Source organism: Micromonospora sp. NPDC047740, assembly GCF_043204735.1.
Lineage (GTDB): Bacteria > Actinomycetota > Actinomycetes > Mycobacteriales > Micromonosporaceae > Micromonospora.
Genome location: NZ_JBIDCT010000021.1, coordinates 24,849 through 39,047 on the forward strand (window position 1 = coordinate 24,849; position 14,199 = coordinate 39,047).

12 protein-coding genes are annotated in these 14,199 nt (G+C 74.4%); 6 read left to right on the top strand and 6 right to left on the bottom strand.

Annotation, left to right across the window (positions count from 1 at the left end; genetic code table 11):
* Positions 1-60 precede the first annotated feature (60 nt).
* Positions 61-1,464 carry an FGGY family carbohydrate kinase gene (locus ACGF4F_RS30575; protein WP_393082705.1) on the bottom strand — a complete coding sequence of 468 codons (1,404 nt, stop codon included), beginning with the start codon at positions 1,462-1,464 and terminating at the stop codon, positions 61-63.
* A gap of 263 nt (positions 1,465-1,727) precedes the next feature.
* Between ACGF4F_RS30575 and ACGF4F_RS30580 the strand changes: the two genes are divergently transcribed.
* Positions 1,728-3,665 (top strand): chorismate-binding protein, encoded by a 1,938-nt coding sequence (locus ACGF4F_RS30580; RefSeq protein ID WP_393082708.1) that lies wholly within the window; start codon positions 1,728-1,730, stop codon positions 3,663-3,665.
* 61 nt (positions 3,666-3,726) lie between these two features.
* Here the strand turns inward: ACGF4F_RS30580 and wrbA are convergent, their stop codons facing one another.
* Entirely contained in the window at positions 3,727-4,344 is a 618-nt protein-coding gene (gene wrbA, locus ACGF4F_RS30585) for an NAD(P)H:quinone oxidoreductase (protein ID WP_357441879.1), read from the bottom strand.
* A 371-nt stretch (positions 4,345-4,715) separates the two neighbouring features.
* Between wrbA and ACGF4F_RS30590 the strand changes: the two genes are divergently transcribed.
* Both ACGF4F_RS30590 and ACGF4F_RS30595 read left to right on the top strand, forming a co-directional pair.
* Positions 4,716-5,441 carry a YsnF/AvaK domain-containing protein gene (locus ACGF4F_RS30590; protein WP_393082711.1) on the top strand — a complete coding sequence of 242 codons (726 nt, stop codon included), beginning with the start codon at positions 4,716-4,718 and terminating at the stop codon, positions 5,439-5,441.
* A gap of 109 nt (positions 5,442-5,550) precedes the next feature.
* Positions 5,551-6,648 (top strand): winged helix DNA-binding domain-containing protein, encoded by a 1,098-nt coding sequence (locus tag ACGF4F_RS30595; RefSeq protein ID WP_393082714.1) that lies wholly within the window; start codon positions 5,551-5,553, stop codon positions 6,646-6,648.
* A gap of 57 nt (positions 6,649-6,705) precedes the next feature.
* Here ACGF4F_RS30595 and ACGF4F_RS30600 read toward each other — a convergent pair whose 3' ends face one another.
* Entirely contained in the window at positions 6,706-7,287 is a 582-nt protein-coding gene (locus ACGF4F_RS30600; protein ID WP_357441884.1) for an NTP transferase domain-containing protein, read from the bottom strand.
* Positions 7,284-8,387: an XdhC family protein gene (locus ACGF4F_RS30605; RefSeq protein WP_393082716.1), complete on the bottom strand. Its 1,104-nt coding sequence runs from the start codon at positions 8,385-8,387 to the stop codon at positions 7,284-7,286. Before ACGF4F_RS30605 ends, ACGF4F_RS30600 begins: the two co-directional genes overlap by 4 nt.
* Before the next feature lie 78 nt (positions 8,388-8,465).
* On the opposite strand from ACGF4F_RS30605, the gene ACGF4F_RS30610 reads away from it, so the two are divergent.
* From ACGF4F_RS30610 to ACGF4F_RS30620, 3 genes are read left to right on the top strand one after another with little or no spacing between them, the layout of a single operon-like run.
* On the top strand, positions 8,466-9,017 hold the full coding sequence (locus tag ACGF4F_RS30610; protein WP_393082719.1) for a 2Fe-2S iron-sulfur cluster-binding protein: 552 nt from the start codon (positions 8,466-8,468) through the stop codon (positions 9,015-9,017).
* Positions 9,014-10,006 carry an FAD binding domain-containing protein gene (locus ACGF4F_RS30615; RefSeq protein WP_393082722.1) on the top strand — a complete coding sequence of 331 codons (993 nt, stop codon included), beginning with the start codon at positions 9,014-9,016 and terminating at the stop codon, positions 10,004-10,006. Before ACGF4F_RS30610 ends, ACGF4F_RS30615 begins: the two co-directional genes overlap by 4 nt.
* Positions 10,003-12,102 (top strand): xanthine dehydrogenase family protein molybdopterin-binding subunit, encoded by a 2,100-nt coding sequence (locus ACGF4F_RS30620; RefSeq protein WP_393082725.1) that lies wholly within the window; start codon positions 10,003-10,005, stop codon positions 12,100-12,102. The genes ACGF4F_RS30615 and ACGF4F_RS30620 overlap by 4 nt, the downstream gene beginning before the upstream one ends.
* Positions 12,103-12,142: 40 nt before the next feature.
* On the opposite strand, the gene ACGF4F_RS30625 is transcribed toward ACGF4F_RS30620, so the two are convergent.
* Positions 12,143-13,351, bottom strand: a complete 1,209-nt coding sequence (locus ACGF4F_RS30625) for a sn-glycerol-3-phosphate ABC transporter ATP-binding protein UgpC (RefSeq protein WP_357441892.1) — start codon at positions 13,349-13,351, stop codon at positions 12,143-12,145.
* A gap of 11 nt (positions 13,352-13,362) precedes the next feature.
* Complete coding sequence (locus ACGF4F_RS30630) at positions 13,363-14,199, bottom strand: carbohydrate ABC transporter permease (protein WP_357441894.1); 837 nt, start codon at positions 14,197-14,199, stop codon at positions 13,363-13,365.

The following is a 14,199-nucleotide window of genomic DNA, read 5'->3' on the forward strand; positions in this document are numbered from 1 at the left end:
TCCATCCAACCAGGCCGGCGGGCTCTGTCAACGGGATGATCGGCCGCACGACCAGGATGGTCAGTGCGGCCGGGCACCACCTACGGTGTTCGGCGGGGCCCCCTCGTCCGTCCGGCCGATACCGCCGACGCGCGCCGCCTCCGTAACCCGGCCGAGCGCCACCAGTGCGGCGCCGGTCGCTCCGACCTCCGGATTGTGTTGGAAGCGCACCGTGCGTGGGGCCAGGGCGTCGGCGAACGCCCCGCGCCACCAGGCGGACGCGGCCATCGCACCACCGCCCAGCACCACCTCGACCGGATGATCTACATCGGACTCGAGCACGGCGAGGTCGTCGGCGACCAGCCGGCACAGGCCGGTCATCAGCCCGGCGAGGACATCGACGGCGGTGGTGCCGAAGCTGAGCCCGTGCAGCTCGCCGGAGCCGGCTGCGGCGAGGCCGGGCGGGCGGTCCCCACCGAAGCGGGGATTGGCCCGCACCCGCAGGTCCCGGGTGGAGCGGGCCAGCGCCGCCTCCAGTTCGGCGCCCTCGGGTAGCCGCAGCTCCCGGTTGGCCCACGCGTACAGGTTCCCGCCGCTGGAGTAGGCGGCGCCGGTCACCACGTGCTCGTGGTCCACCCGGTAGCGCCATAGCTGGTCGGGCAGCGGCGGCAGTGCCGCGTCGGCGGGGACGGCCCGGACGACGCGTACCGCGGCGGAGGTGCCGACGGTCACCGCCGCCCGGGACTCGTCGACGCAGCCGGACCCGACGTTGGACGCCGCACCGTCGCCGACCGGGGCGGTCCACCGGGCCTCGGCCAGGTCCGGCCAGCGGCGGGCGCACTCGGGGCGGAGCCGCCCGCGCCACCGCTGTGGGGCCAGCGCCGGCAGCTCCGCGGGGCGTACGCCGGCCAGCGCGCACGCCTCGGCGTCCCACGCCATCCGGCCCAGGTCGAGCATCCCGGTGCCGGAAGCCATCGACACCGACATCGGCGCCTCGGTCAGCAACGCGTCGAGGACGTACTCGACCAGCCCGACGAACCGGGCCACCCGGCTGCCGGCCCGCGCCCGCAGCCAGGGCAGCCGCACCGTCCAGTAGCAGCGGTGCCACCATCCGCCGGTGCGCTGGTGGAAGGCCGCGGGGTCGGTCGGTCCGGCGCTGCCGGCGACCGGCTCCGGCCGGGTGTCCAGCCAGGTCAGCACCGGGCCGAGCGGCTCCCCGTCGGCGCCCAGCGGCAGCACCGAGTGCCACTGCGCCGAGGCGGCGACCAGCTCGACGTCCCGCAGGTGGCCGCCCTCGGCCAGTTCGTCCAGGCACTCGACCAGGCGGGCGAGGTAGCCGGCACCGTCCAGCGTGCCGGTGCCGTCCTCGCCGGTGGTCAGCCGCACCCGCCGCCGGGCCAGCGCGCCGGGGCGCGGGACGGCGTCGGCGTCCAGCACCAGCCCGCGTACGGAGGAGGTGCCCAGGTCGAGAGCGAGAATGGTCATCGCGGGACAACCTACCCGCCGGGGACGGCCGCGAAGCCAAGATCCGCGCGGCAGGTCCGCAGCGGCGATCGGCTTCCGGGGGGCCGCCCGGGCGCGTAGAGTGATCGCCATGCCCGCGCTCCTGTCCTGCTGGTGGCCCGCCGACCCGGCGGCCCACCCCCGCGCGTAGCTTTCCCACGCGGCCGCCCGACGAGGCGGCCGCCGGTCTCTCCCCGGCATCCCGGGTCGCCTCGCAGGCGGCCACCGGCTCACGAGGAGACCCGATGACCCGCCCGCACGACCCGCTCGCCGCCGTCGCCGCCGGCCTCGACCCCGGCCCGTTCGCGCTCGTCCGCCGCGCGGGCGCCGACCATCTCGACCTGTTCACCGGCACGGTACGCACCGCCGAGCGGCTCGCCGACGTCCCGCTGCCCGACGGCGGTCCAGGGCCGCGCACGCTGGCCCTGGTCCCCTACCGGCAGATCACCGAGCGGGGGTTCGCCTGCGTCGACGACGGGATGCCGCTGGAGTGCCTGGTCATCGGGGAGCACCGGCAGATCCCCCTGGCCGACGCGCTGGCCGCGCTGCCGGACGTCCCGGTGGTCACCACCGACGCCGGCTTCGACAGCTCCGACGCCGAGTACGCGGCCACGGTCGGCCGGGTGCTCGCCGAGGAGATCGGCCGCGGTGAGGGCGCGAACTTCGTCATCCACCGCACCCTGCGGGCCACCGTGCAGGGCGACCCCCGGGCGGCGGCCCTGGCCGCGCTGCGCCGGCTGCTGCTGCGCGAACGCGGCGCGTACTGGACGTTCGTCGTGCACACCGGCACCCGGACCCTGGTCGGGGCGAGCCCGGAACGGCACGTCAGCGTGGACGACGGTCTGGTCATGATGAACCCGATCAGCGGCACGTTCCGGCACACCGGCGCGGCGGCGGACCGGGACGCCCTGCTGCGTTTCCTCCACGACCCGAAGGAGGTCGAGGAGCTGTACATGGTGCTCGACGAGGAGCTGAAGATGATGGCCACCGTCGCCGAGCACGGCGGGCAGGTGGTCGGGCCGTACCTCAAGGAGATGGCGCACCTGGCACACACCGAGTACCTGCTGGCCGGACGGGGTTCCCGCGACGTCCGGGAGGTGCTGCGGGAGACCATGTTCGCGCCCACGGTCACCGGCAGCCCGATGGAGAACGCATGCCGGGTGATCGCCCGGCACGAGCGGACCGGCCGCCGCTACTACGCCGGGGTGCTCGCCCTGCTCGGCCGGGACGCCGCGGGCCGGCAGACCCTCGACGCGCCCATCCTGATCCGCACCGCGGAGCTCTCCCCCACCGGCGAGCTGCGGGTGCCGGTCGGGGCGACGCTGGTGCGGCACTCCACCGCGGCCGGTGAGGTGGCCGAGACCCACGCCAAGGCAGCCGGGGTGCTCGCCGCGCTCGGCCTCGGCCCCGACGCGCCGGCGGCCCGCCCGGCTCAGTCCGGCCCGGACGCGCCGGGCCGCGCGCTCGCCGACTACCCCGAGGTACGCGCCGCCCTCGCCGCCCGCAACGCGCCGCTGGCCCGGTTCTGGCTGGACCAGCGGACCCCGGGGGCAACGGTCCTGCCCGGGCTGGCCGGCCGGCGGGCGCTGATCGTGGACGGCGAGGACACCTTCACCGGCATGCTCGTCCACCAGCTCGGCGCCCTCGGCCTGGCGGTGGCGCGCCGCGGCTGGCAGCAACCCGGCTTGGTCGGGGAGTACGACCTGGTGGTGATGGGCCCCGGCCCGGGCGACCCGACCGACCTCGCCGAGCCGAAGATGGCGACGATGCGGGCGCTGCTGGCACAGCTGCTGGCGGCCGGCCGGCCGACCCTCGCCGTCTGTCTCGGGCACCAGCTGCTGGCCGGGCTGCTCGGGCTGCCGCTGCATCGGCGGGACGCGCCGTACCAGGGGGTGCCGCGGGACGTGCCGGTGTTCGGCGCCACCCGCCGGGTCGGCTTCTACTCCAGCTTCACCGCCCGGGCCGGCGCGGACCGGGTCGCCACCCCGTACGGCCCGGTGGAGCTGTCCCGGGACCCGGCCGACGGAGCGGTGCACGCGCTGCGCGGGCCCGGCTTCGCCGGCGTGCAGTTCCACCCGGAGTCGGTGCTCAGCCGCGACGGCATGGTCATCCTCGCCGAGTTGCTCGCGCACCTGCTCGACCATCGCGCGCTCGCCGGGCATGCGCCGGCTGACCGGGGGTAGGACTGCGGCGGCCGGTGGCCGGACGGGTCCGAACCCCTGCCCGGCCACCGGTCGCCGGTGCTCAGCCGGCCATCCCCCGCTTCAGCGCGGCGCTGATCTGGATCGCCCGCTTGGCGGTCAGCGCGGTGGCCGCCAGCGCGAGGTGGTCCGGTGCGATCTCGCCGTTGTTGCTGGTGTGCGAGGCGCCGTACGGGTTGCCCGCGACGAACTGGCTGGGGTCGGTGTAGCCGGGGGTCACCACCACCCCACCCCAGTGGTAGAACACGTTGAAGAGCGCCAGCAGCGTGGACTCCTGACCGCCGTGCGAGGTGGCCGTGGAGCAGAACGCCGAGTAGACCTTGTTGGCCAGGATGCCCTGGGCCCAGAGCGGGCCGGTGGTGTCGATGAACTGCTTGAGCTGGGCGGCCACCATCCCGTAGCGGGTGGGCGAGCCGAAGATCACCACATCGGCCCAGGAGAGGTCGTCGAGCTGCGCCTCCATCACGTCCTGCGTCTCCAGGTGGTGCGCCTGCCACCCCGAGTTGGAGCGGATCGCCTCGTCGGGCGCCAGCTCCCGCACCTTGCGCAGGCGGACCTCGGCACCGGCCTCGCCCGCGGCCTCGACCGCTGACTGCGCCATCTGGTAGGTGATGCCGGTCGCGCTGTAATAGATCACCGCGACGTTGACGTGGCCGTCCATCAGACGTTTCCTCCTCGGTTCCGGGCGAACTCGGAGGACTACCCGTTGGTTGCGGCGTCAAACGACTGCCGTGGCACCCTCCGCGGCTTGATTCACTCCTGTCGATCGGTCAGCAAACCTCAATATTTGCGCAAGTTCGGACCGGAACGGCTGCCCGGAATCCGGACTCCGGGGATCCTGTTCGCACCGGTGCCGATCCGCGTCCCACCGCCCGAAGGCACCTGAACGGGGGATCGCGCTCCGCCGGCATGCCGGCTGGCGCAGCGCGATCAGGTGTTCTCCTCCTGCTCCTCCTATTCGTCCCGATTCCCCGGCATGCCGTCCCCGCCGACGGGGATCCTCTCGGTGACCCACGAGAGGGAGGACGAACCATGCGGCTCACCGAACCGCAGATCCGCTCGCTGTACGGGCAGGACGTCCAGGACCGCTCGGGCGCGACGATCGGCACCGTGGGCCAGGTCTGGGCAAACCCCGCAGGCGAGCCCACTTGGGTCAGCGTACGCACCGCCGGCACGGGTCACCGCGAGTCGATGGCTCCGCTGCAGGCGGCCCAGTGGCAGGCGGACCGGCTGCGGGTGCCGTACGACCGGACCACCGTCCGCACCGCCCCCGCCGTGGAGCCCGGCACCGACCAGCCGCTCGGCGCGGACCAGCTGACCCTGCTCCACCGGCACTACCAGCTGCCGCCCGAGGGCGCGGCCGGACGGCCGGAGCGGCCCGGGCCACCGGAGCTGACCCGGTTCGAGGAACAAGCCCGGTTCGACACCGAGACCGTGCCGGCCGGCACGGCGCGGCTCCGCAAGCGCGTGGTGACCGAGAACGTGCACACCACCGTGCCGGTCGCCCACGAGGAGGCGACCCTCGTCCGGGAACCGATCGCGGAGGCGGACCGGGGTACCGTGCCCGCGGGCACCGACACGGAGCAGCGCGAGATGGTGCTGCACGCCGAACGCCCGGTGGTGGTCAAGGAACGGGTCCCGGTCGAACGCGTCCGGCTGGCCAGCCACCAGGTCGTCGAGCAGCGGCCCGCCCACGCCCAGGTCCGCCGGGAAGTGGTCGAGGCGGACGTGCCCGAGGAGGCCCGGCCGCAGGAGTGAGACGAGAGCGACCCGGGCGGGTGGGCGTCTCCCACCCGCCCGGTCGCGTCCCGCGGAAACGTCGGACCCGCCGCCTATGCTGGCCGTCCACCACTGACGGGAGGCCTGCGTGCCCGTACGGCTCACCGGCGCCGAGGCGCTGGCGCTGCGGATGACCAGCCTGCTGCTGCGCCCGCACCCGGTGGCGCGCCCCGACGGGGTCGCCGGCGTGGTCGAGTGGTTCGGCGCGATGCAGGCCCAGGACAACGCGAGCGGCCTGTGGTCGCTCGGCGTACGCCTGCCCGGGCGCACGCTGGCCGACGTGCGGGCGGCGCTGGAGCGGCGGGAGGCGCTGCGGACCTGGCCGATGCGCGGCACGGTCCACCTGGTGCCGTCCCGCGACGCCCACTGGATGCTGGCGGTGACCGGCGTCCGCACGCTGGCCGGCGCCGCCACCCGCCGGGCACAGCTCGGGCTCACCGAGGCCGAGGCGGACCGGGCCGTGGACGTGCTGGGCACGGCCCTGGCCGGCGGCCGCCGCCTCACCCGTGCGCAGTGCCTGGCCGCCCTCGGCGCCGCCGGCATCGACACCACCGGGCAGCGGGGCTACCACCTGCTCTGGTACGCCGCCCAGCGCGGCGTCACCTGCATCGCCCCGCACGTCGGCACCGAGCAGACGTTCGCCCTGCTCGACGAGTGGGTGCCCGACCCGCACCGGCCGGAGCGCGACGAGGCGCTCGGCATCCTCGCCCTGCGGTACGTGCGCAGCCACGGCCCGGTCACCCCGCACGAGCTGGCCCGGTGGACCGGCCTGACGGTCACCGACGCACGGCGGGGCTTCGCGGTGGCCGGCGACGCCCTGGCCCCGGTAGCGGTGGACGGTGTCGAGGCGATGGTCGACGCCTCCCTCCTCGACGCGCCCCGCGAGCCGGTCGACGACGTGCACACGCTGCTCGGCTTCGACGAATACCTACTCGGCTTCAAGGACCGCACGCTGATGCTCGACCCGGCGCACGCCGCCGCCGTGGTCCCCGGCAACAACGGGGTGTTCCTGCCGACGGTGGTCCGCGACGGCCGGGTGGTCGGCACGTGGAAGCGGACGGTCGGGAAGGCCTCGGTCTCGGTGACCGTGCAGCCGCTGGCGCCGTTCGACGCCGCGCTGCGCTCCCGCGTCGAGTCCGGCCTGGCCGACTACGCCCGCTACCTCGGCCTGCCCCTGCGTACCTGAGGAGCGAGCGTGGATCGGCAGAGGTTTGCGGAGTTGCTGGAGACCATCGCCCGGCGATCAGGGCAGGGACGGCCGCGGATGCACTCGGGCCAGGTCCGCCGGGGTGTCCACGTCGGCCGGTGACCCGTCGCACGGCACCACGGTCACCAGGTCGGCCCGGGCCCGCAGGAAGTCACGGGCACCCCGGTCCCCCGTCGCGTACGGCACGACCAGCGGCCAGGTGGCCCGGCTGAGCAGGACCGGATGGCCGGGCCGGCCGGCGTAGCCGGCCACGGCGACGACAGCGCCGGCCGCGTACGCCGCGCGTACCCGGCGGACCGCGGCCGGGGTCAGCCAGGGCTGGTCGACGAGCACCACCACGACCGCGTCGGCGACGTCCGGCAGTGAGTCCAGACCGCGCAGCAGCGAGCCGCCGAGGCCGTCGCGCCACTGCGGGTTGGCCACCGGGACCGCGCCGGGCAGTGCGGGAAGCCGGCCGGCGCCCGCGCCGACCACCGCGTGCACCGGGTCGCAACCGCCGAGGTGCAGCAGCCGGACCGCGCGCCGGAGCAGCGGCTCACCGTGCCAGTCGAGGAGTGCCTTCGGCTGGCCGAGCCGGCGTCCGGCCCCGGCGGCGAGCACCAGCCCGGCCACGGTCACCGCGCCGCCGCCTCGGTCAGGCCGGCCGGGTGGGCGGCGTGGATCGGGCCGGTCAGGCCGGACAGCGGCCGGCTACTGCCGCCGTGGCGCCAGGCCACCACCTCCGCGGCGATCGCCAGCGCCGTCTCGGCCGGGCTGCGCCCGCCGAGGTCCAGCCCGGCCGGTGCGCGCAGCCGGGCCAGCTGGGTCTCGGGTACCCCGTCGGCGCGCAGGCGGGTGAGGCGGGCCTCGTGCGCCGCGCGGCTGCCGAGCACGCCGAGGTAGCCGGCCGGGGTGGACAGCGCCGCGCGCAGCAGCGGGAGCTCGTAGCGAGGGTCGTGACCGAGCAGGCAGAGCACCGTGTCCAGGGTGACCGGGGTGGCGGCCAGCAGGCGGTGTGGCCAGGCCCGGTGCACCTCGTGTGCGTCGGGCACCCGGGCGACGGTGGCGAACGCGGGTCGCGGGTCGCAGGCGACGACCCGGTAGCCGAGGTCCGCGCCGATCCGGGCGAGCGCCGCGGCGACGGCGGTGGCGCCGAACAGCAGCATCCGCGGTGCGGCCGGCATCGCCTGGAACAGCACCCGCACGCCGGGGCGCTCGCCGTAGCCCAGCACCACGGCGCCGGCCGGGAGCCCGGCGGCCCGGTCGACGGCCCAGTCGTCCAGGTCCGCGGTGCCGAGCGTGCCCTCGGTCCGGTCCGGCCGGATCACCAGCTCGGCGGCGAAGGGTGCCCGGCCGCCCACCACGGTTGCCACGGCGACCGGGTCGGGCCCGGCGAGCGCGGCGAGGGAGCGGGCCGTGGGGCAGTCCGCGGTCACCCGGCGCAGCAGCACCTCGACGGTCCCGGCGCAGCCGGGCCGGGCCGGCCATGGGCCGTCCCCGCCCACCCGGTAGCGGGCGAGCCGGGTCCGGCCGGTGCGCAGGGCCTCCGCCGTCGCGTCGAGCACCGCCGACTCGACGCAGCCGGCCGGGATGCCGCCGCGCACGTCGCCGGTGGGGTCGACGGCGAGCAGGTCGCCCGGGCCGGTGACGGTGCCCGCGCTGCTGGCCACCACGGTCGCCAGGCCGAAGGGGATCCGTCGCCGCCGCCAGTCGTGGGCCGCGGCCAGGACCTCGCGCATGCCGCCCCACCGATCGCCAATTCCGGGCTTCTGCCCGTATTTGTCATTGGATGTCGTAGTCAACGGTAGTCTGGCGCGGTGCGCAGCGGGCGGGAGAGCGGGAAACCGGCGGACGACGACCGGTCGTCCCGCATCACGCTCACCGTCAACGGCGTCGACCACGACCTGACGCTGGACAACCGGACCACCCTGCTGGACGCCCTGCGCGAGCGGCTCGCCCTGATCGGCAGCAAGAAGGGCTGCGACCACGGGCAGTGCGGCTCGTGCACCGTCCTGCTCGACGGCCGGCGGGTGAAGAGCTGCCTGATCCTGGCGGTCACCCTGGACCGCCGGACGGTGGTCACCGTGGAGGGACTCGCCGGCCCGGCGGACCTGTCCCCGCTCCAGGCCGCATTCGTCGCGCACGACGCCTTCCAGTGTGGCTACTGCACACCCGGGCAGCTCTGCTCCGCCCGCGGGATGCTCGACGAGGTGGCCCAGGACTGGCCCAGCGCGGTGACCGAGGACCTCACCGCACCGGTGGAGCTGACCGACGCGGAGGTACGGGAACGGATGAGCGGCAACCTGTGCCGCTGCGCCGCGTACCCGCACATCGTGGCCGCGATCCGGGACGTGGCGGCGGCGCTGTGAAGCCCTTCCGCTACCACCGGCCCGCCGACGTCACCGAGGCGGTCGCGCTGCTCGACGGCGAGCCGGAGGCGGCGTACCTCGGCGGCGGGACCAACCTGGTGGACCTGATGAAACTCGGGGTGCAACGCCCCGACCTGCTGGTCGACGTCACCGGCCTGCCGCTGGACACGGTGGAGGCCCTACCGGACGGCGGGCTGCGGATCGGCGCGACCGTGCGCAACAGCGACCTCGCCGCGGACCCGAGGGTCCGGCGGGACCACCCGTTGCTCTCCCGGGCGCTGCTCGCCGGCGCCTCCGGGCAGCTGCGCAACATGGCCACCACCGCCGGGAACCTGCTGCAACGCACCCGCTGTGTCTACTTCCAGGACACCGGGAAGGCGTGCAACAAGCGGGAGCCCGGCACCGGCTGCGCGGCGCGCCACGGGCAGAACCGGGACCTGGCCATCCTCGGCTGGTCCGAACTGTGCGTGGCCACCCACCCGTCGGACCTGGCGGTCGCCCTGGTCGCCCTCGACGCGGTGGTGGAGGTGTACGACCCGGGCGGCGCGCGGGAGATCCCCCTGGTCGAACTGCACCGGACGCCCGGCGAGCATCCCGAGCGGGAGACCAGCCTCCCCCGCGGCGCGCTGATCACCGGGGTAAGGATCCCGCCGCTGCCCTTCGCCCGGCACTGCACCTACCTCAAGGTGCGCGACCGGGCCAGCTTCGCGTTCGCGGTCGGCTCGGTGGCCGCGGCGCTGGACCTGGCCGGGGACACGGTCCGCGACGTCCGGCTGGCCTACGGGGCGGTCGCGCACCGCCCGTGGCGGGCCTACCGGGCGGAGGAGGCGCTGCGCGGCCGCCCGTTCACCGCCGAGCTGGCCGCCCGGGCCGCGGACGCCGAACTCGCCGCCGCCCGTCCCCTGCCGCACAACGGGTTCAAGGTGCCGCTGATCCGCAACCTCACCGTCCGGGCGTTGACCGCGCTGGCCGGGGCGGCACCCCGATGAACGCGCCACCCGTCGGCGCGGTGGGCCGGGAACACCCCCGCCTCGAAGGCCGGGACAAGGTCACCGGGACGGCCCGGTACGCGGTGGAGTACCCGGTGGACGACGTCACGTACGGCTGGGCGGTGCCGGCGGCGGCCACCCGCGGGCGGATCAGCCGGATCGACGCGGCCCCGGCGCTGGCCGTGCCGGGCGTGCTGGACGTGCTGCACCACGGCAACGCGTCCCGGCTGGCGCCCGGCGTGGACGACACGCTGTTCCTGCTGCAGGAGCCGACCGTGCACTACCGGGGGGAGTTCGTCGCCGTGGTGGTGGCGGAGACCCTCGAGGCGGCGCGGGAGGGCGCCCGGCTGGTCCGGATCGACTACGACACCGAGGCGCACAGCACCGTCCTCTCCGCACACCACCCGGGCCTGTACCGCCCGGACAAGGTCAACCCGGGCTACCCCGCGGACACCGCGGAGGGGGACTTCGACGCCGCCTTCGCGGCCGCGGAGGTCCAGCTGGACGCCACCTACCGCACCCCGGCCTACCACAACAACCCGATGGAGCCGCACGCCACCACCGCCCGCTGGCGGGACGGGCGGCTGCTGGTGCACGACTCCACCCAGGGCTCGACCCCGGTGCAGGCCACCCTGGCACAGCTGTTCGGGCTGCCCCCGGAGGCGGTCCGGGTGATCGCCGAGCACGTCGGCGGCGGCTTCGGCAGCAAGGGGGCCCCGAAGGCGCCGGTGGTGCTCGCCGCCCTCGCCGCCCGGCAGGTGGACCGGCCCGTGCGGCTGGCGCTGACCCGGCAGCAGCTCTTCGGCCCGATCGGATACCGCACCCCCACCATCCAACGGATCCGGCTCGGCGCGGACGCCGACGGGCGGATCGCCGCGGTCTGCCACGACGCGATCAGCCAGACCTCGAAGGTGCACGAATTCGCCGAGCAGACCGCCGTCTACACCCGCAGCATGTACGCCGGCCGCCACCGGCGCACCACGCACCGGCTGGTCCGACTGGACGTGCCGACCCCGTTCTGGATGCGCGCCCCCGGCGAGTGCCCGGGCGCGTACGCGCTGGAGTCGGCGCTGGACGAGCTGGCCACCGCGTGCGGCGTCGACCCGGTCGAGCTGCGGGTCCGCAACGACGCGACCGTCGACCCGGACAGCGGGCAGCCGTTCAGCAGCCGCAACCTGGTCGCCTGCCTCCGCGAGGGGGCCCGCCGGTTCGACTGGGCCGACCGCGACCCGACGCCAGGGGTCCGGCGACTCGGGCGATGGCTGATCGGCACCGGGGTGGCCGGCTCCAGCTACCCGGCCCGCTCCCGGGCCGCCGCCGCGACGGCCACCGCCGCACCCGACGGCACCTTCGAGGTACGGATCAACGCGACCGACATCGGCACCGGCGCCCGGACGGCGCTGTGGCAGCTGGCCGCCGACGCCCTGGCGGTACCCGCCGACCGGGTCGCCATCCGGGTGGGCGACAGCGACCTGCCGCCGGCCCCGGTGGCCGGCGGTTCGATGGGCACCGCCTCGTGGGGCTGGGCGGTGATCCGGACCTGCGAGCAGCTGCGGCAGCGGCTCCGCGACACCGCGGTACCCGCCGAGGGGCTGACCGTCGAGGTGAGCACCGCCGACGAGGTCCGCGCCCAACGTCCGCTGGCCCGGTACGCCTACGGGGCCCACTTCGTGCAAGTGCGGGTGGACGCGGACACGGGCGAGGTCCGGGTGGACCGGATGCTCGGCATGTTCGCCGTCGGCCGGGTGGTGAACCCGACCACCGCCCGCAGCCAGCTCATCGGCGGCATGACCATGGGCCTGTCGATGGCGCTGCACGAGGAGGGCCTGCTCGACGAGCGGTACGGCGACTGGGTCAACCACGACCTCGCCACCTACCACATCAGCGGCTGCGCGGACGTCGAGCGGATCGAGGCGTACTGGCTGCCGGAGGAAGACCCTGACCTGAACCCGGCCGGGGTGAAGGGGATCGGCGAGATCGGCATCGTGGGCAGCGCCGCCGCCGTCGCCAACGCGGTGCACCACGCCACCGGCGTACGGGTCCGGGACCTGCCCCTCCGGCTGGACAAGCTGCTGGACCGGCTGCCGGCAGACTGAAGGGCCGGCGGCGTGGCACCGGCCCTTCAGTCCGCGTCCCTCAGTCGGCGAGCGCGCCGGCCGCCCGGCCCTCGTGCAGGGTCAGGTTCCGCCCGGTGGACGGGTCGAACAGGTGAATCTTCTCCAGGTTGAACCAGACCCGCCGGTGCTCCCCCTCCCGGGCCGGCGACTCGGCGGACAGCCGGGTGACCAGGCTGGAACCGGTGCCGGTGAAGTCGCCGGTGCCCGCGTCGGCGGCCAACTCCTCCAGCTCAGCGGAGTTGGCCCGCTCCCCCTCAACGGTCAGGTACACGTACTTGTCGGAGCCCATCGACTCGACGATCTCCACCGGCGCCTCGAACTCCAGACCCCGGCGGCGCGTCTCCTCGTCGAGCAACTCGGCGTCCTCGAAATGCTCGGGCCGGATACCGAGGATCAGCTCCCGCGGCGCGTCACCGCCCGCCAACTGATGGCGGACCCGGTTGCCGATCGGCACATCACCCAACGCCGTCCGCAGGTGGCCCTCCTCGACGGCGGCGGGCAGGAAGTTCATCGACGGCGAGCCGATGAACCCGGCGACGAAGAGGTTGCGCGGGTGGTCGTAGAGCTCCTGGGGCGGGCCGACCTGCTGCACCGCGCCACCCCGCATGATCACCACGCGGTCGCCGAGGGTCATCGCCTCGGTCTGGTCGTGGGTCACGTAGACGGTGGTGGTGCCGAGCTGCTTCTGCAGCCGGGACACCACCGTGCGCATCTGCACCCGCAGCTTGGCGTCCAGGTTGGACAACGGCTCGTCCATCAGGAACGCCTTGGGCTGCCGGACGATCGCCCGGCCCATCGCCACCCGCTGCCGCTGGCCGCCGGAGAGGTTGGCCGGCTTGCGGTCCAGCAGCGGGGTCAGCTCCAGGACCTTCGCCGCCTCCTCAACCTTGGTGTTGATGCTCTCCCGGTCCAGCTTCGCCAGCCGCAGCGGGAAGGCCATGTTCTCCCGGACCGTCATGTTCGGGTACAGCGCGTACGACTGGAACACCATGGCGATGTCCCGGTCCCGCGGAGCCCGGTCGTTGACCCGCTCCCCCGCGATACGCAGCTCACCGGAGCTGATGTCCTCCAACCCGGCGATCATGTTGAGCGTGGTCGACTTCCCGCAGCCGGAGGGGCCGACCAGGATCACGAACTCGCCGTCGGCAATCTCCAGGTCGACGTCCCGCACCGCCACGGTCCCGTCCGGGAACCGCTTGCTCACCTTGTCCAGCACGATGTCAGCCATGACAACACCACCTATCCCTTGACTGCGCCGGAGGTCAGGCCGGAGACGATGCGGCGCTGGAAGAAGAGCACGAACAGGATGATCGGAACGGTGATCACCACGGCGGCGGCGCAGATCGCCCCGGTGGGATCCTCGAACTGCGACGCGCCGGTGAAGAACGACAACGCGGCCGGCACCGTGCGGGACCGCTCGGTGGAGGTCAGCGAGATGGCGAACAGGAAGTCGTTCCAGCAGAAGATGAAAACCAGGATGGCCGTGGTGAACAGCCCCGGCGCGGCCAGCGGCGCGATCACCCGCCGGAACGCCTGGCCCTGGGTGGCGCCGTCCATCTTCGCCGCCTTCTCCAGATCCCAGGGGATCTGCTTGAAGAACGCCGACAGCGTGTAGATCGCCAACGGCAGCGCGAAGGTGATGTACGGCAGGATCAGCCCCGGCCAGGTGTCGAAGAGGCCGAGCTGCCGCTCGATCTCGAACAGCGGCGAGACCAGCGACACCTGCGGGAACATCGCGATCAGCAGGGACACCCCGATCAGCAACCGCTTGCCGGGGAAGTCCAGCCGGGAGACCGCGTACGCGGCCATCGCCCCCAGCACCACCGCGATCAGGGTGGCGATCAGCGCGATGCCGATCGAGTTGACCAGAGCCCGGACGAACTGGTCGGTGGCGAAGATCGTCCGGTAGTTGTCCAGCGTCCACTCCCGCGGGATGAACTTCCCGTCGGTGAGCGTCGCCGGGGTCTTGAACGACAGCGAGGCGATCCAGAGCACCGGGATCAACGCGAAGACGACGACGAGGACGTCCAGCAGACCCCAGCGCAGCCTCGCCCGCATGGTGGTTTCGGTGGCCAT